20 protein-coding genes are annotated in these 19,401 nt (G+C 59.6%); 14 read left to right on the top strand and 6 right to left on the bottom strand.

Annotation, left to right across the window (positions count from 1 at the left end; genetic code table 11):
• Nucleotides 1–135 precede the first annotated feature (135 nt).
• From HHJ17_RS00260 to HHJ17_RS00275, 4 genes are all read right to left on the bottom strand, one after another.
• Nucleotides 136–1,992: a TRAP transporter large permease subunit gene (locus HHJ17_RS00260; RefSeq protein WP_296502493.1), complete on the bottom strand. Its 1,857-nt coding sequence runs from the start codon at nucleotides 1,990–1,992 to the stop codon at nucleotides 136–138.
• A 51-nt stretch (nucleotides 1,993–2,043) separates the two neighbouring features.
• A complete protein-coding gene (locus tag HHJ17_RS00265) occupies nucleotides 2,044–3,054 on the bottom strand; it encodes a TRAP transporter substrate-binding protein (protein ID WP_296502492.1) in 1,011 nt (336 codons plus the stop codon).
• A 79-nt stretch (nucleotides 3,055–3,133) separates the two neighbouring features.
• Complete coding sequence (locus HHJ17_RS00270) at nucleotides 3,134–4,741, bottom strand: acyl-CoA synthetase (protein WP_296502490.1); 1,608 nt, start codon at nucleotides 4,739–4,741, stop codon at nucleotides 3,134–3,136.
• On the bottom strand, nucleotides 4,738–5,904 hold the full coding sequence (locus tag HHJ17_RS00275; protein WP_296502488.1) for an acetyl-CoA acetyltransferase: 1,167 nt from the start codon (nucleotides 5,902–5,904) through the stop codon (nucleotides 4,738–4,740). The genes HHJ17_RS00270 and HHJ17_RS00275 overlap by 4 nt, the downstream gene beginning before the upstream one ends.
• Before the next feature lie 198 nt (nucleotides 5,905–6,102).
• Here HHJ17_RS00275 and HHJ17_RS00280 point away from each other — a divergent pair, with 198 nt between their 5' ends.
• Entirely contained in the window at nucleotides 6,103–6,915 is an 813-nt protein-coding gene (locus HHJ17_RS00280) for an IclR family transcriptional regulator (RefSeq protein WP_296502487.1), read from the top strand.
• An 11-nt stretch (nucleotides 6,916–6,926) separates the two neighbouring features.
• Here HHJ17_RS00280 and HHJ17_RS00285 read toward each other — a convergent pair whose 3' ends face one another.
• The gene (locus HHJ17_RS00285) at nucleotides 6,927–7,805 is read right to left on the bottom strand and encodes a LysR family transcriptional regulator (RefSeq protein WP_296502486.1); all 879 of its coding nucleotides are present in this window, start codon (nucleotides 7,803–7,805) and stop codon (nucleotides 6,927–6,929) included.
• A 300-nt stretch (nucleotides 7,806–8,105) separates the two neighbouring features.
• Here HHJ17_RS00285 and HHJ17_RS00290 point away from each other — a divergent pair, with 300 nt between their 5' ends.
• The 4 genes from HHJ17_RS00290 to HHJ17_RS00305 are packed head-to-tail and all read left to right on the top strand — an operon-like array spanning nucleotide 8,106 to nucleotide 10,593.
• Nucleotides 8,106–8,507: a hypothetical protein gene (locus HHJ17_RS00290; RefSeq protein WP_296504583.1), complete on the top strand. Its 402-nt coding sequence runs from the start codon at nucleotides 8,106–8,108 to the stop codon at nucleotides 8,505–8,507.
• Nucleotides 8,500–8,898: a PPC domain-containing DNA-binding protein gene (locus HHJ17_RS00295; protein WP_296504585.1), complete on the top strand. Its 399-nt coding sequence runs from the start codon at nucleotides 8,500–8,502 to the stop codon at nucleotides 8,896–8,898. Before HHJ17_RS00290 ends, HHJ17_RS00295 begins: the two co-directional genes overlap by 8 nt.
• A 31-nt stretch (nucleotides 8,899–8,929) precedes the next feature.
• Nucleotides 8,930–9,721: an SDR family NAD(P)-dependent oxidoreductase gene (locus HHJ17_RS00300; protein ID WP_296504587.1), complete on the top strand. Its 792-nt coding sequence runs from the start codon at nucleotides 8,930–8,932 to the stop codon at nucleotides 9,719–9,721.
• A gap of 8 nt (nucleotides 9,722–9,729) precedes the next feature.
• Entirely contained in the window at nucleotides 9,730–10,593 is an 864-nt protein-coding gene (locus HHJ17_RS00305) for a DUF296 domain-containing protein (protein WP_296504588.1), read from the top strand.
• 17 nt (nucleotides 10,594–10,610) lie between these two features.
• Here the strand turns inward: HHJ17_RS00305 and HHJ17_RS00310 are convergent, their stop codons facing one another.
• The gene (locus tag HHJ17_RS00310; protein WP_296504590.1) at nucleotides 10,611–11,696 is read right to left on the bottom strand and encodes a DUF2157 domain-containing protein; all 1,086 of its coding nucleotides are present in this window, start codon (nucleotides 11,694–11,696) and stop codon (nucleotides 10,611–10,613) included.
• Between the two features lie 72 nt (nucleotides 11,697–11,768).
• On the opposite strand from HHJ17_RS00310, the gene HHJ17_RS00315 reads away from it, so the two are divergent.
• From HHJ17_RS00315 to HHJ17_RS00355, 9 genes are all read left to right on the top strand, one after another.
• A complete protein-coding gene (locus HHJ17_RS00315; RefSeq protein ID WP_296504592.1) occupies nucleotides 11,769–13,595 on the top strand; it encodes a glutamine--tRNA ligase/YqeY domain fusion protein in 1,827 nt (608 codons plus the stop codon).
• Nucleotides 13,592–14,191 (top strand): zeta toxin family protein, encoded by a 600-nt coding sequence (locus HHJ17_RS00320; RefSeq protein WP_296502473.1) that lies wholly within the window; start codon nucleotides 13,592–13,594, stop codon nucleotides 14,189–14,191. Before HHJ17_RS00315 ends, HHJ17_RS00320 begins: the two co-directional genes overlap by 4 nt.
• On the top strand, nucleotides 14,188–14,349 hold the full coding sequence (locus HHJ17_RS00325; RefSeq protein ID WP_296504594.1) for a hypothetical protein: 162 nt from the start codon (nucleotides 14,188–14,190) through the stop codon (nucleotides 14,347–14,349). The genes HHJ17_RS00320 and HHJ17_RS00325 overlap by 4 nt, the downstream gene beginning before the upstream one ends.
• A gap of 231 nt (nucleotides 14,350–14,580) precedes the next feature.
• Entirely contained in the window at nucleotides 14,581–17,415 is a 2,835-nt protein-coding gene (locus tag HHJ17_RS00330; protein WP_296504595.1) for a DNA methyltransferase, read from the top strand.
• Between the two features lie 69 nt (nucleotides 17,416–17,484).
• On the top strand, nucleotides 17,485–18,024 hold the full coding sequence (locus HHJ17_RS00335; protein WP_296504597.1) for a DUF4160 domain-containing protein: 540 nt from the start codon (nucleotides 17,485–17,487) through the stop codon (nucleotides 18,022–18,024).
• Nucleotides 18,008–18,259: a DUF2442 domain-containing protein gene (locus tag HHJ17_RS00340; protein WP_296504599.1), complete on the top strand. Its 252-nt coding sequence runs from the start codon at nucleotides 18,008–18,010 to the stop codon at nucleotides 18,257–18,259. The genes HHJ17_RS00335 and HHJ17_RS00340 overlap by 17 nt, the downstream gene beginning before the upstream one ends.
• Before the next feature lie 141 nt (nucleotides 18,260–18,400).
• Nucleotides 18,401–18,634, top strand: a complete 234-nt coding sequence (locus HHJ17_RS00345; RefSeq protein ID WP_296502456.1) for a nucleotidyltransferase domain-containing protein — start codon at nucleotides 18,401–18,403, stop codon at nucleotides 18,632–18,634.
• Between the two features lie 196 nt (nucleotides 18,635–18,830).
• Nucleotides 18,831–19,061 carry an addiction module protein gene (locus tag HHJ17_RS00350; protein ID WP_296502453.1) on the top strand — a complete coding sequence of 77 codons (231 nt, stop codon included), beginning with the start codon at nucleotides 18,831–18,833 and terminating at the stop codon, nucleotides 19,059–19,061.
• The gene (locus tag HHJ17_RS00355) at nucleotides 19,058–19,309 is read left to right on the top strand and encodes a type II toxin-antitoxin system RelE/ParE family toxin (RefSeq protein WP_296502450.1); all 252 of its coding nucleotides are present in this window, start codon (nucleotides 19,058–19,060) and stop codon (nucleotides 19,307–19,309) included. Before HHJ17_RS00350 ends, HHJ17_RS00355 begins: the two co-directional genes overlap by 4 nt.
• The last annotated feature ends 92 nt before the right edge of the window (nucleotides 19,310–19,401 follow it).

A 19,401-nucleotide genomic window follows, 5' to 3' on the forward strand; every position in this document is an offset into this window, starting at 1 on the left:
TGTAGCTCTGTGCTTCTAACGCGGCTAGCCCGCGCCAGGATGGCCCGATTTGTGTGACAAAGATTGCAAGACGTAACAGGCCCAGCTAACAAACTCAGGGGGATGCCCTGATTTTTGTTGGCCAGCCTGACGATCTCAGAGAAATCCGATTGAGATCCAAGGCACTGCCGCCACCACAATGGTACCAATGAGCAATGCCACCATGTAGCCGATGATCGGGCGGATGCCCGCATCGGGATTCACGCGTCCAATGGCACAGGCCGCGTAGTAACCAACGCCGAGCGGCGGTGCGAACAGCCCCAAGCCCATCGAAAGCACCACCACCATCGCGTAGTGCACATCGTGCACGCCGAGCTGGCGCGCAATCGGGAACAACAGCGGGCCAAACAGCACGATGGCCGGAATCCCCTCAAGCACCGAACCGAGCACCACGAAGGCCACGATCGAAACCGCGAGGAACATCGGTGCCCCGCCAGGCAAAGACCCCATCATTTCGGCCAGCCAGCGTGAAAAGCCAGATTGCGTCAGCCCCCAGGCCATGGCCGTGGCGGTGCCGATAATCAGCAGGATCGCACCCGACAGCGCTGCAGTGTTTACCAGCATCGGGCCGAGGCGTTTCCAGTCAAACTGACGGTAAACGAACAGACCCGCGAGTATGGCGTAAGCGATGCCGATGGTTGACACCTCGGTTGCGGTAGCCACGCCCTCCACCACGGCCGCCCGGATGACGAACGGCAGCGCCAGCGCGGGCAAGGCAATCAACAGCAACCGGCCGACTTCCTTCCAGGGAGTGCGCTGCACCAGGCTCAGGTCTTCATGGCGATAGCGATAGCGAACCACGACGCACAACACCAGTCCGAGCACCACCGCCGGCAGCAGGCCACCCGTGAACAGGGCGGCGATCGACACGCCGGTGACCGAACCGATCGTGATCAGTACCAAACTGGGTGGCACGGTCTCGGTCTGCGCGCCGGTGGCCGCGAGCAAGGCAACCAGATCGCCCTCCTTCGCCCCGCGCTTCTTCATTTCGGGAAACAGTGCCGGCGCAACGGCCGCCATGTCGGCCGCTTTGGAGCCGGAGATCCCCGAAACCAGGTACATCGCCCCGATCAGCACATACGACAGACCGCCTTTTACATGGCCGAGCAAGCCCGCCAAAAAGGCCACCATGGCACGCGCCATGCCTGTCATCTCGATCAGCAAGCCAAGAAAAACAAACAGTGGCACCGCCAGCAGAATCAGGTGCGACATGCCTTCATCCATGCGACCAACGATCACCGGCAACGGCGTACCGGTGGTGAGCGCCAGATAGCCGAAAGTACCCAAGCCAAAGGCGAAGGCAATCGGAATGCCGGCAAACACGCAACTGGCCACCACGCCAACAAAGAAGATCAGCAGGTTCAGGCGACCGAGATTCTCAAACAACGGGCCCGCAACCCAGAACGCGCCGACGATGGTCCCCACCAGGAGGACCGCTTGCAGAGACTGCATGAGGTTCGACACCCGCAGTAATCGCAGCGTGGCAAAAACGGCCATCAACGCAATCCCCACAGGCAACGCTGCGGCACGCCATACATTGGATATCTCGAGCGCAGACGTGGTGATGGCCCGCTCATCCGCCGCGTACTCCCAAGCCGGCCAAGCCACCAGGCTCAAGAACGCCAGGCAGGCGCTCGTGGCCACCGCCTCCAGCAGAACCCGCTGCCGCGGGTTGGCCTTGCTGACCAGCGCGGTCATGCGCATGTGTTCGCCGCGCCGCAAGGCGACCACGGCACCCATCATCGCCAGCCACAGGAACAAAAGCGACGCCAGTTCGTCCGACCACACCAGCGGGCGGTGCAGCATGAAGCGCGCGACGACGCCCCAGAACAGCACACAGATATCCGCCACCACCAGCAGCGCGGCTGACACTTCGACCAGCCGGCCAAGTGTTGCATCGAGACGGGCCAGCCACGGCCGCCCAGGTGCCGTTATGTCAGGCGCGTCATGCATAAGTACCCCATGGCGTGGATCGAATCCCGGACCTTGGATGAGTGGCGACCATCATCCCAACTTGCCAGTGCTGCGTTCGAGGAGTGCCCAGGCTTCGTCGCCAAACTTGGCTTTCCATTCGGCATAGAAACCGGACTTGCGCAGGCGCTCGCGGAAGCTGTCAGTCTTGGGCTGGTTGAACACCAGACCCTTGCTGGTGAGATCTTTCTGCACCGTGGCATTCAGCGCAGCAACGTCAACACGTTCGTTCATGCCCGCGGCATTGATATGTTTGGCAACAATCGTGCGCAAGTCTTCCGGCAGCCGCTCCCAAGCCTTCTTGTTGGCCAGGAACCAAAAACCGTCCCACATGTGGTTGGTGAGCGAGCAGTATTTCTGCACCTCGTACAACTTGGCGGTGGCGATGATCGCCAGCGGGTTCTCTTGTCCTTCGACGACCTTGGTCTGCAGCGCGGAATACACCTCGCTGAAGTTGATCGATGTGGGTGCGGCGTCGAACGCCTTGAACATCGACGTCCACAGTGGAGACGGCGGTACGCGAATCTTCATCCCCTTCAAGTCGTCTCCGGTCACGATTGGCTTGGTCGACGAAGTGATCTGCCGGAAGCCGTTGTCCCAGATTTTGTCCATCGCAACCAGACCGGACTTGGCAATCTGCGCCCGTACATGGGCACCAAGATCGCCATCCAGCGCTTTCCACACCGTGGCATAGTCAGGAAACGCGAAGCCGATGCCGGTAATCGCGGCGGCCGGCACCAATGTCGAGAGGATCAGCCCGGAGAGCGTAAAGAACTCGACGCCGCCAGAGCGCACCTGGCTCAGCATATCGGTGTCCGAGCCGAGCTGGCTGTTCGGAAAGATCTGGATATCGACGCGGCCTTTGGTTTCCACGCGAATCGCATCTGCCATCTCTTTGGCGCGGATGTTCATCGGGTGCATCACCGGAAGATTGTTCGCATACTTGTAGGTGAATTCCGCTTTTTGGGCGAACGCATTGCCCATGGGCAGTGTGAGTGCAGTGGCGCCAGCGCCGGCGAGAAGGGTACGTCGAGTTATTTGCATGGTTTGTCTCCGTTGCAGTGGTTAAAAATTTATTATTCTTCGGACTTTACTGTATGAACGAGGTGCTGATCAGCGGCCATCAAGATGGCGTCAGTTCGTTTACTTCGCCACGCTCAATGAGCAGGCGCTTGATGTCTTTTTTTGTGATCTTGCCGTAGCCCGACTTCGGCAGTTCGTCCCAAAAAAATACCTGCCGGGGCCAGCGGTAACGGGCACAACGGCCTTCCAGATGGGCCAGGAGCGCGGCTTCGTCAACCCCTGCGGCGCCTTCGCGCAGCACGACCACCGCCACACCGATCTCGCCCCACTTTGCATCGGCCACCCCCAGGATCGCGACCTCGGCCACGCCGGGGTGCATTAACAGCACCTCTTCGACCTCGCGCGGATAAACGTTGGAGCCGCCCGAGATGTACATATCGGACTCGCGTCCGGTGATGTAGAGCAGCCCCCGCTCGTCCATTCGGCCCAGATCATTGGTGTGAAACCAGCCGCCGCGCATCGCTTTTTCGGTGGCCTCGGGGTTGGCGTGGTAGCCGTTGAACACGGCGGGGCCGCGACAGCAGATCTCGCCGACCTCCCCGGTTTTCACCGGTTGCAGGTTGGCGTCGAGAATGGCGACCTCCATGCCGGTGCGTGGGCGTCCGCAGGAGCCAATGTTGGCATTCAGGTCATTGTCATCGGCAGAGTGCATTTCAGCTGGCAGTACCGTGATGCAACCGGTCACCTCTCCCAGGCCGAAGTACTGCACCAGCACTTTGCCGAGCTTCTGCAGCGCGAGTTTCTGGTCGGCACGGTACATCGGCGCACCGGCATAAATCATGTAGCGCAATGAGCTGTGGTCATAGCGGTCAACAGCCGGATGCTCGACCAGCATTTTCACGATGGTCGGCACGGTAAACAGGTTGCTGACGCGGTGCCGCTCGACGAGCTGCCAAAACACTTCGGGGTCCAACTTCTCGCTCGGCAGCAATACCGTGGCGGCGCCACGCGCAACGTTCATCAGCGCATGAATGCCGGCACCATGCGACAACGGCGCCACGGCGATGGAGCAGTCCTGCTCCCTCGTGCCGGGGATCAGGTCGGCCAGATGGTTATTCACAATGAAGGCGATCTGCCCATGCGTGAGCACAGCGGCCTTCGGCCGACCGGTCGTGCCCGACGTGTAGAAGAACCACAGCGGGTCGTCATAGCGCACGGTCTCTTCAGGTGGCCGCTCAATGGACACCTGGCCCAGGTGCTGCTCGACCAGCAGGTCATACGCGTACTCGCCGGCACGCGGCGCGCCGATACAAATGACGTGCTGCAGTTGCGGCGACGCGGCGCGCACCGCATCGGTATGCGCAGCAAAGTCCGCTTCGACAATCATCATCACCGCGCCGCTCGCTTCGCCAAGGTAGGCGACTTCAGGGGGCGTCAGCCGGAAGTTGGTCGGCACCCAGACGCAACCAAGGCGAAACGCCACCCAGCAACTCTCAAACATCTGCAGGTTGTTGCGCGACTGCACAAGAATCCGGTCGCCCTTTTGCATACCGAGTTGCCGCATGGCACTGACCATGGCATCGACACGGAGGTCAATCTCGCTCCAAGTCCACTGCTGCTCCCCCTGGATAAGCGCGACATGTTGCGGATACAGGCGTGCGGTATGGGTGAGCAGCCGCCCGAGATTCATCACCGGCGCGTTGTTCATGCTGCTTCCAGCACGCTGAGGTAATTGGCCACTGCCGCCCCACCCATGTTGAACACGGCACCCAAACGGGCGCCCTCGATTTGCATCGCACCCGCCTGCCCCGACAACTGCATCGCCGCCATCACGTGTTGCGACACCCCCGTGGCGCCGATCGGATGGCCACGCGACTTGAGGCCGCCGGACGGGTTGACGGGCAGCTTGCCGTCTTTGCGTGTCACGCCGTCGAGGATCACACGCGCGCCCTGGCCGTGTGGCGCCAGGCCCATGGCCTCGTATTCGAGCAGCTCGGCGATCGTGAAACAGTCGTGTGTCTCGACAAAGTGCAAGTCAGCCAGTGATACACCAGCGACGTTCAAACCCTTGCTCCAGGCCAGCGCGGCGCCTTCGAAACGGGTCGGATCACGACGCGACAGCGGCAGGAATTCGTTGACCTGCGTGCGCGAGCGCCAGCGCACGGCAGGTACCGCGGCTCCCGACACGGGCTCCAGCGACAACACCAGTGCGGCCGCGCCGTCGGACACCAGCGAACAGTCTGAACGCTTGAGTGGGCCGGCGACGAACGGATTTTTGTCCGAGGGCTGACGACAAAAGTCAAAGCCCAAGTCGCGCCGCATGTGGGCATAAGGGTTATGCACCCCGTTGGCATGGTTCTTTGCAGAGATGGCGGCCAGGGCGTCGGATTGGTCCCCGAAGCGCTCAAAGTAGCCGGCGGCAATCTTGCCAAACACACCGGCGAAGCCACCGGGCGTGTCACCTTCTTCTTTGACATACGAACACTTCAGCAGCGTTTCGCCGATCTGCACGTTAGGCAGGGTATTCATCTTCTCCATCCCCACCACCAACGCCCGCTTGACCCGGCCACTGGCAAGCGCATCCAGCGCGGCCCAGATAGCGGCCGAGCCGGTCGCGCACGCATTTTCCATCCGGACCGCCGGGGTGTGGCGAAACTCGGGAATGGCCACTGCCGCGAGCGAGGCGCTGAAATCCTGGCGCACGAAACCGCCGTTGAAGTGGCCAATAAAGATGCCGTCGATGTCCGCAGGCTCCAACCCCGCGCTGGCAATGGCGGGCAGTGCGGCGTCACGAAGGAGCTGTTCGAGATCCAGGTTGTCGAGTTTGCCAAACGGGGTGTGGCCCCAGCCGATGATGTGTGGTGTGTTCATGGTGTCAGTGGTGTTGCAGGTTTGATATGTGAACCTGTTTGTTATTTACGCTTACGTCCTCGTCGTTAAATTCTAGGGGCGATGATTGACTACGCCACTAGAATTTCAGGGTGAAATGGAAGATAGTGGTCCACTATGTGATCAACCGAGTTCGGGTTTTTACTGAGCAAAAAGTCCAAAAAATGAATCAATATCCGCATGACCATGCTAACCAAACCCGCTGAAAAAACAGAAATGGCCGGGGCACAGACGCTGCGCCGAGGCCTGTCGGTCTTGCGCCTTCTCACCCGCATCGGACCCGGTGGTCTGCGAATGAGCGAGATTGGCCGTCGCCTCGAGCTCAACAAGGCAACCGCTATTCGCCTGACTCGCACCCTGGTGGACGAAGGCTTTGTTTTGCACGACCGTGGATCAGGCCGCTATCGCCTGGGCCCGGAGGCCTTCGCCGTCGGACTGGCCGCCGAGCCAAGTTATGAACTGCAGCGGCTGGCCGCGCCGACCCTGCGCACGCTGGCGATTGAATCGGGTGACACCGTTTTCTTCAGTGTGTTGCACGGCTACGAGAGCATTTGCCTGTCGCGTGACGAGGGCGACTTTCCGATTCGCAACCAGCTCATCAAGGCCGGGGACCGCTTGCCACTGGGCGTTGGCGCCGGAAGTTGCGCCCTGCTGGCCGCCCTGCTGGACGACGAGATTGAGGATGCCTTAAGACGCAACGCGCCCTTGCGGGCCCAGCGATTCCCGCGCTGCACAGATGCCGCCATCAAGCGCCTGATTCAGGAGACGCGGAGTCTGGGCTACTGCGTGCAACCAGGACTGGTCATTGATGACAGCTGGGCGATCGGCGTTGTGGTCTGCGATGCCAGCAACAGCCCCGTGGCCTCCATCAGCATTGCGGCAATCAAATCCCGGATGGGCGCGGCGCGCAATGCTTTCCTCGGCAACCGCCTGATGCTGGCAAGCCAGGCCTTGGCCTTGCTGCAGACCGAAGCCGGAAAAAGCGTTGATTAACAACTGACCGATCAACGGATGCGGGGCAAGTAGCGAACAAATTCGCGGACGATGGATGAATCGTCCTCAGTGCGCCAAGCGGCGCCGGTCTCTACCGGCGTGCGGTCGCCCCGCAGCGGCCGGTAAACCACGCCCTCACGATGCAGAACCTGCACGCAGGCGGGGACCAGCGCGACACCGATACCGCCGGAAACCAGACTGACGATGGTGTGCATTTGTCGTGCCGGAAATATTCGGGGACTGAAGCCATGACGCATGCAGGTGCTCACCACGGTATCAAACATCATGGGGCCAAAGTGCCGCTCAAAAGTCAGGAACTGCTCGCCCGCAAGGCGCTCCAGCGGCACACGGGCCAGGTGCGCCAACGGGTGCTTCTCCGGTAGCGCAACGATGAGCGGGTCGCGGTTGGTCGCCTGGTAAGTCAGGGTGGCGGGCAGCATGGGCGAGGCAAAGATACAACCGACATCCAGTGTCCCGGTCTCCAGGTCGCCCAGAATCTGGTCTGTCGTTGACTCATGCAATGAAAGCCGCACATCCGGAAAGTCGCTGGTGAAGCGGCGCAACACGTCCGGCAAAAACGAGTAGGCAGCCAGACTGATGAAGCCAATGGACAGCGTCCCGCCGTGGCCGCGTGCCGCGCCATGCGCGTGCTGGCGCAAGGATTCCGTGCGGGCGAGCACAGCGCGCGCATCACGCAAAACCTCCTCACCGCCTCGCGTCAAGGTAATGCGGCGGGACGTCCGCTCAAACAGACGCAGGCCGAGTTCTGTTTCAAGCTCCTTGATCGCCAGACTGACGGGCGGCTGTGACAGGTTCAATCGTTTTGCCGCACGGCCGAAGTGCAGCTCTTCCGCAACGGCGATCAGGCAGCGAAGGTGTCGTAGTTCCATTGATCTGAATTTTAAATTGATCGATACAAAAATAAGTCTTTTGCAAATCTATCACATTGCCTACACTTTGCGAAAAACCAACTGATCAAGCGAGTGATCCTCGCTTCAAATCGGTATTTCGTGCCACAAGCATGCAGGAGACTTTTCACCATGCCACAAACAACGTTAGAGCGACCCCGTTCTCGCACACTGGTTCATCCCGGACCGTTTGACCCCGTGCGTATTCGCAGCATGCAATCCAAGGGGGGAAGACACTTCCGCTTGAAGCTGCAGCCCGGTTTAACCTTATTCGACGCCCTCATGAAACCACTGTACGAGATGGGCGTAAAGAACGCGTCGACCACCATCCTCGGCGGGTTCTTTAGCCAACTTCAATATTGCGTTGCGCCACCCGACCCATCGGGGCAGGCGGTGATTGCCTATACCCGGCCGATCAATGCCGGCAGTGCCTGCATGATTTTTGGCAACGCCATGCTGGGGAAAAACATACTTGGCGCACCGCTGCTGCATTGCCATGCAGCGATCCGCACCGAGAGCGGGCAGATCAAAGGCGGCCACATCCTCACCGAGCTGAGCATCATCGGACCCGAGCCTATTTCGGTGCTGGTGACCTCGCTCGACGACTTCGAGCTGCGGGTGACCTTTGACCCGGAGACCAATATTTCTTTGTTGCAACCCCATCAGGCGCGCCGCGATGAATAACGCCTACCTCGTCGAAAACGGCGTGATGGGTCGGGTGGCCTATGGTCGTATTGCACCGAATGAAGATTTGGTCCAGAGCGTCGAAAAGCTGTGCCTGGCGGAAGGCTTCAAGAATGCTTTTGTACGAGGCGCCCTGGGCAGCCTGGTCGATGCCTGCATGGGCAATCGGGATGGAAGCTACCAACAAATTTCAGGGCCGGCAGTTGAGATCGTCAGCCTCGCTGGCGAAGTCCGTTCGCAAGAAGATGGCCAACTAAAAGCAACACTCACAGGCGTGGTGGCCGACACCCAAGGCAACGTCTATGGCGGACCCTTTGTGGCTGGCTTCAACCTGATCTGCATGACTTTTGAAGTCACGCTGGAAGAATGGCTGCCAGCCAACAAACTGTAAATATCAATCAAACTTTTTTATGGAGCAACACATGACATCAACTAATTCATCAACACCCGTGGCCGTGGTTACCGGCGGCGCGCGCGGCATCGGCCTGGCGATTGGCCAGTGGTTCCTGGCCCACGGGCACCGCGTCGTCTTGCTCGACAATGATGGCGACACGCTAAGCAAAACAGCCAGCACGCTCAATGATCCCGAAAACGTGCTGGCCGTGTTGTGCGACGTGTCCGATCCGCAGCAGGTCCAAACTGCCGTGGAGAAAGTAACGGCCGCTTTCGGCCGGATCGACGCCTTGGTCAACAATGCCGGCGTGGCCGTATTCAAACCGATTGCTGAAACCTCTTTTGAGGAATGGCGCCAGGTCATGGGTACGAATCTTGACGGTGCCTTTCTCTGCACCCAGGCCTGCGCACCCATCATGCGCAAGACCGGTGGCGGCAGCATTGTCAATATCGCATCCATCTCGGGCCTGCGCGCCAGCACGCTGCGCGTGGCCTACGGCACCAGCAAGGCCGCCCTCATCCACCTCACCAAGCAACAAGCGGTAGAACTGGGCCATGTCGGCATCCGCGTGAACGCCATCGCCCCGGGCCCGGTTGATACCGAGATGGCCAAGCTGGTTCACAGCGTGGCCATTCGCTCCGACTACTACGATGCCATCCCCCTGAACCGCTACGGCACCACCGACGAAATTGCCTCGGTTGCCGGCTTTCTCTGCAGCGCTGCGGCGAGCTTTGTCACCGGCCAGGTCTTGGCGGTGGACGGTGGCTTTGATGCCGCTGGCGTCGGCCTGCCTACGCTTCGCAAACGCGATGCGGCCTGAGCGACTGCATGCGTAGCATTCTTCACCCGGGCGACGTCGCCGCCGAGCGCGTGCAGGTGCTGCCGGCGGCGGTGAAGCAGGTTGAACTCACGCTGGCACCGGGGCATTCACTGCTGGCGACACTGGCCGATGCGCTGGCGCCGTATGGCGCCAGCAGTGCGGTGCTGAGTCTGGCGGGCGGTGCGTTCTTTCCGTTTGCGTACGTGATGCCTGCCACCTCCAAAACGCCCGATCACGCGGTCTACTACAGCGAACGATTTGACGCCGTGGGGCCGGTCCGCCTCGAATTCGCGACGGTCACTTATGGGCAGCGCGACGGCCAGCCCTGGCTGCATTGCCATGCGACGTGGATCGACGCCGAGGGAAGCCGCCGCTGCGGCCATGTGCTGCCCGCCGATGCCATCATTACCGCGCCGCTGCGGGCCTCGGTGTGCATTCTGGACGGCGCTGAATTCCACGTCCGCCCCGATGCCGAAACCAATTTCTCTCTGTTCAAACCCGAAGCGACAGCACGGCGAATGGACGCACCGTCAACCCAGGAAGCCCTGGTGGTCCGCCTGAGTCCGAATATTGACGTTTGCACCGCCCTTGAAGACATTTGCCGGGAACACGGCATCTCCAACGCAACCATCCAGGGCGGCGTCGGCAGCCTTGTGGGTGCGGCGTTCGACGATGGCCGGAGCGTCGAACCGTTCGTGACCGAGGTCCTGATCCAAGCGGGCCGGGTGCGTGCCGCCCCGCACGGCGCACTGCGTGCAGAGGTGGACGTGGCCATGGTGGACTTCACGGACCAGAGGTCAGCCGGCCGGCTGCGGCGCGGCGCCAACCCGGTGCTTGTCACGTTTGAGCTGGTGCTGCTGCCCGCCCCATAAGCCCGCGCAACCGACCGTTAAGCGCGCAGCCCCGCCGGCACCCAGGCGCGCAAGCGCTGGTTGATTTCAACCTCGTGGCGCTGCCACCAAATACCCAAGGCCACCACGCCCAGCCCGAGCAGCGTCAGGACAAACGGAAACATCAAACTGTCCTGAAACACCCGGTGCGACAGATAGCCCAAATACCCGGCCACCCCCAGAGCCCCCAGCACCGTGAACACGCGCCGCGCAATCACAGCGCCCAGCAACACCAAAAAGACGTTGATCAGCGCATACAGAAACTTGTTCAACTCCGAACTGGAATCGCGCATGCTCAAACCAAACCAGAACATGATGGCGCCAAACAGGTACAGCCAAAACGCATAGTCCTGCCGCATTGATGCCAGCAACGCCCGCCGGCTGCGCACATCCACCCACACCGCCACGGCACAAGTGGCCAAGCCAAATATCAGAGACACATCGCGCGTGAACTTCCAGTCAAAACCCTCGCGCTGCATCAAAGCGTTGGCCACATCCATGCTCATGTACCACAGCGTCACCGCAATCGGCATCACCATAAACGGCAGGCGGTAGCGCCACAGCATCACCACCCCGGCGGCCAGCGTGGTGAATTCGAGCGTCATCCAGCGCCAGTTGATGTGCGAGTGGTAGCCCGAATAGCGCTCCGGCCCGCCCGGTGGCCACAGGCCCAGCCCCTGCTGCACGCACCACACGATCAGCGGCACCAGGCACACCGCCAGCGTGGCCAGAATGCCGGCCGGAATGGGCAATTGGCGGGCTTTCAGCTGGTCGGCCACCTTCAGGCAGGCCACCAGATACCCAAGGCAGATCGCCAACAGGCCCCAGGCGCCAAAGGCCTGCCAGCCCAGCGTCATGAACAGCGTCATGGCGCCAATCGCCACCATGCCGCCAAAGTAATACAAGGTGTTGGTGAAGCTAAAACTCGGCCCGTGTACCGCCCGCGAGCCCGCTGCCGCCCAGCGTGACCACAGTTGCTGCGCCTGCGCGGTAGAAATAATGCCGGCCTGCACCGCCGTGTCCAGATCAGCCCATTGCACCGGGACGGTGGCGGGAGAACTGTCAGGTAAATCGTTTGTGTTCATGTTGCGTGCCAGGGGTAGGCTCCAAGGGAGACCATGGTACTTCAGCCCACTTCGGCGTCTAAAATCCAGCGCATGAGCTCACCCACACCCACCAACGCCACCACCCCCGACCACAAGCCCAGCAACTTTTTGCGCCAGATCATCGAGCACGATCTGGCCGCTGGCACCTATGCCCAGCGACGCTGGGCGGGCAGTCCGGGCGATGCGACCCACCAAGCCCAAGGTGAGCCCGACCCGGCCAAAATCCGCACCCGTTTTCCGCCTGAGCCCAATGGCTACCTGCACATCGGCCACGCCAAAAGCATTTGCCTGAACTTTGGCCTGGCGCGCGACTTTGGCGGCGTCTGCCACCTGCGCTTTGACGACACCAACCCCGAAAAAGAAGACACCGAATACGTCAACAGCATCATTGACGCCGTGCGCTGGCTCGGCTTTGAGTGGAATGGCGCACCGGACGCCACGCCCTACCAGGCCAGCGACTACTTCGACTTTATGTACCGCGCCGCCGAACATTTGATCGAAGCCGGCCACGCCTACGTGGACGAACAAACGCCCGAGCAAATGCGCATCAACCGCGGCGACTTCAGCAAGCCCGGTGTCGACAGCCCGTTTCGCAGCCGCACGCCGGCCGAGAACCTGGCCCGTTTCCGCGAAATGCGCGACGGCCAACACGCCGACGGCGCCATGGTGCTGCGCGCCAGGATCGACATGGCCTCGGCCAACATCAACCTGCGCGACCCCGCCATCTACCGCATTCGCCGCGCCACGCACCACAACACCGGCGACAAATGGTGCATCTACCCGATGTACACCTTTGCCCACCCGATTGAGGACGCGCTGGAGAACATCACCCACAGCATCTGCACGCTCGAATTTGAAGACCAGCGCCCGTTTTATGACTGGCTGATGGAGCGCCTGACGGAAGGCGGCCTGCTCGCCAGCCCGCCGCCACACCAATACGAGTTTGCCCGCCTCAACCTCACCTATGTCGTCACCAGCAAACGCAAGCTGGCGCAACTGGTGTACGACCACAAGGTGAGCGGCTGGGACGACCCGCGCCTGCCCACCCTCGTCGGCCTGCGCCGCCGGGGCTACACGCCGGAGGCGATTCACCTGTTTGCCGAACGCATTGGCGTCACCAAGAGCGACAGCTGGATTGACTACAGCACGCTGGAAGGCTGCCTGCGCGAAACGCTGGACGTATCCGCTACCCGCGCCATGGCCGTGCTGGACCCGGTGAAACTGGTGCTGACCAATTGGGACGAAGTGATGGGCGCCGGCATGCTGGACGACTGCAGCGCCCCGCTTCACCCGCACCACCCCGAGCTGGGCACGCGTCATTTCAAAATCGGCAAAGAAGTGTGGATTGACCGCACCGACTATGAAGAGACGCCACCCAAAGGCTTCTTCCGCCTGTTCCCCGCGCATGTGAACGCCAGCGGCCAAGCCATTGCGGCGAGCAAGGTGCGCCTGAAATACGGCCACGTCATTGAAACCATCGGCGCGGTGAAGGATGCCGACGGCCGCGTGACCGAAGTACACGCCACCCTGATCCCCGACACCAAGAGCGGCACGCCCGGCAGCGATGCCGTCAAGGTCAAAGGCGTGATCACCTGGGTCGCCGTGGCCGACGGAGTGAGTGCTGAAGTGCGCATCTACGACCGCCTGTTCAGCGACGCCCAGCCCGACGCGGGCGGCAAAGACTTCTTGGAATGTTTGAACCCGAACAGCCTGAAAGTGGTGACCGCGATTGTGGAGCCGTCACTGGCCAGCGCGAAGACGGATGACAAGTTCCAGTTTGAACGGCACGGGTATTTTGTGGCGGACCGGGTGGATCACGCGGCAGGGAAGCCGGTGTTTAATTTGGCGGTGGGGTTGAAGGATAGTTGGGGCAAATGAAGCCCGCTCGTGCCAGCAAGCCCAAGCAACCCACAGTTGTGGTGATTGCCGGCCCCAATGGCGCGGGCAAATCAACTGCCGCGCCGTACCTGCTCAAGCAAGCGCTGGGTATTCTTGAATTTGTAAATGCCGACCAGATTGCGGTAGGTTTATCGGCCTACTCGCCTGAAACCGTCTCGTTTGAAGCGGGGCGAGTCATGCTCAAGCGTTTGCATGAACTGGCGGAAAGCGGCATGAGCTTTGCTTTTGAGTCCACCCTGTCCAGCCGAACGTTCGCCCTATTTTTAAGCCGCTGCAAAGCACAGGGGTATCTGGTCCAGATTTTCTATGTCGCCCTGCCCAGCGCAGAACTGGCCGTCAATCGGGTGGCACTCCGCGTCAAACTCGGCGGACACAACATACCGCAAGCCGACGTGGAACGTCGCTTTCAGCGGAGCCTGCACAATCTATATGAACTGTACCTGCCGCTGGCTGATCGCTGGACAGTTCTGGACAATGCTTCAGGCACACTCAAGCCCATTGCCCACGGCACGGCACATCGCACTTATGTGGAGGAACCAGAAAAATGGCTGAATCTAAAACAACTCGCCCAATGAAACGCGCCGCAGCTACCCGCCCGGCAACGACGCAGGACAAGATTACTCAAGCCTTGAAGCTTGCGTCCAGCCAGGCCAAAAAACAACTGGCTGCGCAAGGGTTGAAGTTGCCTACCCAAAACTGGGCAGGGTCGGCTGTGCGCAACCCGGTTGCCTGAACGCTCGCTACCAAGCAAAGCTCATCCGGGAACGATCACTGCCTCAAACCCGGTCTAACTCGTGGTGAACAGAGGCTGGATCGAATTGACTGAACCAGCCAAGAGCAGGATAAACGCTATTTTTTATATAGCTATCTACGCATATTCCACGGGGGCTAGAGGCCTAAAACGTATAAATAGAAGTGGCAGTCAGCCGTTCTGACTGACGCCAACACAAGAAACCTTGCCCCCATGCCCCTATCCTGGAACGAAATCAAATCCCGCGCGTTGACCTTCAGCCGCACCTGGGCTGACGCCGCCAATGAAGACAGCCAGGGCAAACCGTTCTGGATTGACTTCTTTGAAATCTTCGGTATCACCGACAAACGCGTCGCCACTTTTGAACACGCGGTCAAAAAGCTGCCGGGGCTCAAAGCGAAAACGGACGGCTTTGTTGATCTGTTCTGGCCCGGCATGCTGCTGGTGGAGCAAAAGTCGCGCGGCAAAAATCTCGATGCCGCGCTGACGCAGGCGCTGTCTTACTTTCCCGGCATCCTTGAGCGCGATTTGCCGCAGATCATCATCGTGTGCGACTTTGCCCGCTTTCGGGTCCACCGGCTCACCACTGGCGAGACGATTGAATTTGCCATCAAAGACCTGCACAAACACATTCGGCTGTTTGGTTTTGTGGCGGGTTACAAAGCGCTGGAAATCAAGCCGCAAGACCCCGTCAACATCAAGGCCGCCGAGCGCATGGGGCGACTGCACGATGCCTTGAAGGCCAGCGGTTACACCGAGCACCCGCTGGAGGTGCTGTTGGTGCGCCTGCTGTTTTGTCTGTTTGCCGACGACACCGGCATTTTTCAGCCCGCACAGTCGTTTCGTACCTTCATTGAGGAACGCACCGCCAAAGACGGCACCGACTTGGGTTCACGGCTGGGCCAGCTGTTTCAGGTGCTCAACACCGATGAGGCCAAACGCAGCAAAGCGTTAGACGAGCAAGTCGCGGCCTTTCCCTATATCAACGGCAAGCTGTTTTCCGAGCCACTGCCCATGGCCGATTTCACCAGCGCCATGCGCGAGGCCTTGTTGGATGCCTGCGCGCTGGACTGGTCGGCCATCAGCCCAGCCATTTTCGGCAGTCTGTTTCAGAGCATCATGGACGAGAAAGCCCGCCGCAACCTGGGCGCGCATTACACGTCTGAGGAAAACATACTCAAGCTCATCAAACCGCTGTTTCTGGACGAGCTGTGGGCCGAATTCGAGAAAGTCAAAAGCAACAAGAACCGGCTGTTTGAGTTTCACAAAAAGCTGCGCACGCTGACGTTTTTTGACCCAGCCTGCGGATGTGGCAATTTTTTGGTGATCAGTTACCGGGAAATGCGCGAACTGGAGCTGGCTGTTCTGCGGGCCAGCATCAAGGACGGGCAGATGGGTGTTGATGTGCACGGGCTTATCCACGTTGACGTTGATCAGTTTTATGGCATTGAGATCGAGGAGTTTCCCGCGCAGATCGCGCAGGTGGCGTTGTGGCTGATGGACCACCAGATGAATTTGCGCTTGAGCGAAGAGTTCGGCTTTTACTTTGCCCGAATTCCCTTGCGTACCAGTTCATACATTGCGCACGACAATGCGCTCAAGCTGGACTGGAATGAGGTTTTGCCAGCAGAGCAGTGCAGCTATGTGCTGGGGAATCCGCCGTTTGTTGGAAAGAAGGAGCAATCGGCGGCTCAAAAAGCTGACTTGGCGCCGGTCTTCGCCCCCATCAACGGCTCCGGGGTTCTGGACTTGGTGGCGGCTTGGTATGTGAAGGCAGCGCATTACCTTCATGGCGGGGCAGCGGCAAGCGCAACGAACACCCGCTGCGCCTTTGTCTCTACCAACAGCATCACGCAAGGGGAACAGGTCGGCGTGCTGTGGGGTTGGTTGCTGGCGCAGGGCATTCACATTCACTTTGCCCATCGCACTTTCAGTTGGACCAACGAAGCGCGCGGCAAGGCTGCCGTGCATTGCGTCATCATTGGCTTCGGACTGGAAGACCGGCCCGGCAAGGTGATTTATGAGTACGACGACATCAAGGGCGATCCACATGCGATGCCTGTGGCCAACATTTCCCCTTACCTGACTGATACGGCATCCGTATTGATTACCAAGCGTTCAGGACCCATCAGCCCTGTGCCAGAGATCGTGTTTGGCAGCAAGGCCGTCGATTTTGGTCACTTTGTTCTAGATGAGACTGAACTTCCCGGCTTCCTCACAAAGGAGCCGCAGGCCAGGCCCTACATCCGCGAATACATTGGTGGTGAAGAATTTTTGAACGGTTCCAAACGCTTCTGCCTGTGGCTCAAGGGTATTGCACCTGCTCAATTACGCGCTATGCCCGAAGTACTCAAACGGGTTGAAGCGGTCAAACAGGAACGCCTTAAAAGCGTCAAAGCACCTACGCGAGCACTGGCAAAAACCCCCGCCGAGTTTGGCGAAGATCGGCAACCATCCACGCCCTACTTACTGATTCCCAAAGTCAGTTCTGAGAGTCGGGACTACGTACCCCTGGGATTTTTCGAGCCAAACGTCATCATCAATCCATCTGTACTGGTCGTGCCGCAAGCCGGATTACTCGAACTGGGTGTTCTTCAATCCGTCATGCATATGGCTTGGATGCGTGCAACTGCCGGGCGCATGAAAAGTGACTATCAATACTCTGCTCAGATCGTCTACAACAATTTCCCCTGGCCTGAGCTCTCGCAGACTTCCAAGCTAAATCAGCCTCCAGCCCCCGTGGATAAAGCGCAAGCAGCTATCGAAACTGCAGCACAAACGGTGCTCGACGTGCGCGTCAAGTTCCAGTCTGGTGACAAGCCCGCCACGCTGGCCGACCTGTATGACCCGTTGACCATGCCGCCCGAACTGCTCAAAGCGCATCAAAAGCTGGACGCCGCCGTGGACAAAGCCTATGAAGCCAGCGGCGGCAAAAGGAGCTACAAAAGCGACGCCGAGCGGGTGGCGTTTCTGTTTGAGCTGTACCAGCAGTACACCAGCCTGCTGCCCCCTGCACCGGTTAAAACCAAGCGCAGGGCCAAAGCATGACAGCGCTAAACACGGCAGTTCGCCAAAGCCAATGGCATCAGCGCCCTGGACGGCCCTGCCCTGCTGGCCTTGATTGCCAAGCGCACGCCGGAGCAACAGCAGGCGCTATTGGCCGTGGCGCATGAAGGCGAGTACTGGCGCCCCACCTGCGCGAGCTGTGGCATCAAGCTGCTGGAGCGCACACCCACCAAGGGCGGCGCCGCGTTTTGGGGCTGCAGCAACTACCCACGCTGCAAGTCCCGCTTGCCGATGGCGGCGGCGATGCGTCAAGAAGTTGCTACAGTTACGATAGCTGCTTGCGCATATTGCACGGGGGCTAGAGGCCATTTCAACCTAAAAATAGCTGTCCGCTGTAAACTTCGAGCCATGCCAGTCGTATTCCGCTACAAGTCGTTTCGGTTCTTCTTCTATTCCAACGAAGGTAACCCGCGTGAGGCAATGCATATTCATGTTCGAAGCGCTGAGGGTGAGGCAAAATTTTGGTTAATGCCTACGGTGTACTTGGGTGACAGCGACGGATTCGATGCCCGCACCTTGCGGGAACTGCGGGATGTAATCACCGCCAACAAAGAGCTTATTGAAAGGACTTGGAATGAACACTTCGCCTAAAGCAGTTCGCTTCGACGACGACACCCTGTGGGTAAGCCTGTCAGATGGCCGCACCATCGCCGCACCGCTGGCCTGGTTCCCCCGCTTGCTGGAGGCTGCACCGGAACAGCGGGCCCAAGTGGAATTGAGCAAAAACGGCTTGCATTGGGATGCGTTGGATGAGGACATTTCGGTAGCCGGGCTGCTGGCCGGGCAGCCTGACTTGTCGAAGCGGGGCGTGCATCTGCCGGCCTAAAAAAACACTCAGGGCAAATCACTGAGTTGACTGATAGTTGCTATATTTTTTATAGCTTCTTGCGTACGTTCTACCGGGGCTAGAGACTAATTTGGCATATGCGATGGGCGTGTTCCGCCCAATCTCTCCTAAAATTTCCCCATGCACCCTGCCATCGCCCAACACCGCTCAGGCATAGCCGCCAGCAGCGACGCCGATTTTTTAGTGGAGTTCGCGCCCGACGCGCCGCCCAGTCTGGAAGCATTCTTCGGCGCCAAAGCCGATTTGGAACAGTTGTTGGGCCGTGGCGTTGATTTGGTAGAACCAGGTGCCGTGCGCAACCCCTACGTGCTGGCCAGCATCAACCGCAACCGCGAAGCAGTCTATGCAGCGTGATCCGCGCTGCAAGTCGCGCTTGGCGATGGCGGCGGCGATGCGATAAGAAGTCGCTATAGTTACGATAGCTTCTTGCGCTTATTGCACGGGGGCTAGAGGCCTGAAACGCTTATAGACTCAGACATTTATCACCCCAAGTCACTCATGGCGGTATATTTCCAAACAGTCGCAATCGTTTTTTTCATTGGAGCCAGTCATGTCGCAATCCGCCAAAGCCTTGATTGAACAAGCTGTTCAACTTCCACCGGTAGAGCGCATGGCGCTGGTGGAGCACATTCTGGACAGCCTGGACGAGCCCGATCCAGCCATGGATGCACTTTGGGCACAGGAAGCGGATGACCGTCTGGCGGCCTATCGTCGCGGCGAAATTCGCGCCGTGCCGTTGTCTGAAGTGTTGGCCAAGTACAAATCGTCCAGCGCCACATGAATATCCTGCTGCTGGAGGCAGCGCAGCAGGAACTGGACGAAGCCATAGAGTGGTACGCGAATCAGGCACCCGGTTTAGGCGAAGCACTTCTGGTTGAAACCCTCAAGACATTCAAGCTGATCACCCAGTTTCCGCAAGCGTGGCACCCGCTCACGGATGCATCGATTACTGCAGAGTTGCGCGGGCTGGTGCTCAAGATCATGGGCCTCACTGCCACACAGGCAGTTGCCGATGCCTTAGGTAAATAAAATTAGCGAATTGCTACTATTTATATAGCTTCTTGCGCTTATTGCATGCGGGCTAGAGGCCTAAATGGCTTCGATCTTCTTCCGATCGTGCA

It is taken from the genome of Rhodoferax sp. (genome assembly GCF_012927445.1).
Taxonomy (GTDB): domain Bacteria; phylum Pseudomonadota; class Gammaproteobacteria; order Burkholderiales; family Burkholderiaceae_C; genus Rhodoferax.

What these genes read in the sequence shown, in the direction of transcription:
- HHJ17_RS00260 (WP_296502493.1), bottom strand. Translation starts at nt 1,992, where the DNA reads ATGCATGACGCGCCTGACATAACGGCACCTGGGCGGCCGTGGCTGGCC.
- HHJ17_RS00265 (WP_296502492.1), bottom strand. Translation starts at nt 3,054, where the DNA reads ATGCAAATAACTCGACGTACCCTTCTCGCCGGCGCTGGCGCCACTGCA.
- HHJ17_RS00270 (WP_296502490.1), bottom strand. Translation starts at nt 4,741, where the DNA reads ATGAACAACGCGCCGGTGATGAATCTCGGGCGGCTGCTCACCCATACC.
- HHJ17_RS00275 (WP_296502488.1), bottom strand. Translation starts at nt 5,904, where the DNA reads ATGAACACACCACACATCATCGGCTGGGGCCACACCCCGTTTGGCAAA.
- HHJ17_RS00280 (WP_296502487.1), top strand. Translation starts at nt 6,103, where the DNA reads ATGACCATGCTAACCAAACCCGCTGAAAAAACAGAAATGGCCGGGGCA.
- HHJ17_RS00285 (WP_296502486.1), bottom strand. Translation starts at nt 7,805, where the DNA reads ATGGAACTACGACACCTTCGCTGCCTGATCGCCGTTGCGGAAGAGCTG.
- HHJ17_RS00290 (WP_296504583.1), top strand. Translation starts at nt 8,106, where the DNA reads ATGAAACCACTGTACGAGATGGGCGTAAAGAACGCGTCGACCACCATC.
- HHJ17_RS00295 (WP_296504585.1), top strand. Translation starts at nt 8,500, where the DNA reads ATGAATAACGCCTACCTCGTCGAAAACGGCGTGATGGGTCGGGTGGCC.
- HHJ17_RS00300 (WP_296504587.1), top strand. Translation starts at nt 8,930, where the DNA reads ATGACATCAACTAATTCATCAACACCCGTGGCCGTGGTTACCGGCGGC.
- HHJ17_RS00305 (WP_296504588.1), top strand. Translation starts at nt 9,730, where the DNA reads ATGCGTAGCATTCTTCACCCGGGCGACGTCGCCGCCGAGCGCGTGCAG.
- HHJ17_RS00310 (WP_296504590.1), bottom strand. Translation starts at nt 11,696, where the DNA reads ATGAACACAAACGATTTACCTGACAGTTCTCCCGCCACCGTCCCGGTG.
- HHJ17_RS00315 (WP_296504592.1), top strand. Translation starts at nt 11,769, where the DNA reads ATGAGCTCACCCACACCCACCAACGCCACCACCCCCGACCACAAGCCC.
- HHJ17_RS00320 (WP_296502473.1), top strand. Translation starts at nt 13,592, where the DNA reads ATGAAGCCCGCTCGTGCCAGCAAGCCCAAGCAACCCACAGTTGTGGTG.
- HHJ17_RS00325 (WP_296504594.1), top strand. Translation starts at nt 14,188, where the DNA reads ATGAAACGCGCCGCAGCTACCCGCCCGGCAACGACGCAGGACAAGATT.
- HHJ17_RS00330 (WP_296504595.1), top strand. Translation starts at nt 14,581, where the DNA reads ATGCCCCTATCCTGGAACGAAATCAAATCCCGCGCGTTGACCTTCAGC.
- HHJ17_RS00340 (WP_296504599.1), top strand. Translation starts at nt 18,008, where the DNA reads ATGAACACTTCGCCTAAAGCAGTTCGCTTCGACGACGACACCCTGTGG.
- HHJ17_RS00345 (WP_296502456.1), top strand. Translation starts at nt 18,401, where the DNA reads ATGCACCCTGCCATCGCCCAACACCGCTCAGGCATAGCCGCCAGCAGC.
- HHJ17_RS00350 (WP_296502453.1), top strand. Translation starts at nt 18,831, where the DNA reads ATGTCGCAATCCGCCAAAGCCTTGATTGAACAAGCTGTTCAACTTCCA.
- HHJ17_RS00355 (WP_296502450.1), top strand. Translation starts at nt 19,058, where the DNA reads ATGAATATCCTGCTGCTGGAGGCAGCGCAGCAGGAACTGGACGAAGCC.